Source organism: Blastococcus sp. TF02-09 (assembly GCF_003319105.1).
Classification (GTDB): Bacteria; Actinomycetota; Actinomycetes; order Mycobacteriales; family Geodermatophilaceae; genus Blastococcus.
Map to the genome: position 1 here is coordinate 1 of NZ_QOHH01000037.1, position 510 is coordinate 510.

At 68.6% G+C, this 510-nt stretch carries 1 protein-coding gene; it reads left to right on the forward strand.

Annotated features, from left to right (window positions below):
* On the forward strand, positions 1 to 510 hold a 510-nt coding region (locus DQ239_RS20055; protein WP_113836178.1), incomplete at both ends, for an IS30 family transposase.

Sequence of the window (510 nt, forward strand, 5' to 3'; positions counted from 1 at the left end):
GACAAGGTGCTGATCTCCGAGCGGCCGGCCGAGGTCGCCGACCGGGCGGTGCCCGGTCACTGGGAAGGCGACCTCATCCTCGGTGAGGACAACGGCTCGGCGATCGGCACCCTGGTCGAACGCAGCACCCGGTTCGTGATGCTGCTGCACCTGCCGGCCGACCACGGCGCCGAAGCTGTCCGCGACGCCATCGTCGCCCAGATCAACACCTTGCCCGCCGCCCTGCGCCGCTCGCTGACCTGGGACCAGGGCATCGAACTGGCGAGGCATGCCGAGATCACTTTCGCCGCCGACCTGCCGGTCTACTTCTGCGACCCGCACTCACCCTGGCAACGCGGCACGAACGAGAACACCAACGGGCTGCTCCGCCAGTACTTCCCCAAAGGCAGCGACCTCGCCGTCCACGACGCCGACCATCTCGACCGCATCGCCGCCAAGCTCAACGGGCGACCCCGCAAGACCCTGGGCTTCAAGACCCCAGCCGAGGTCCTCGCCCGACTACTCTCCGAA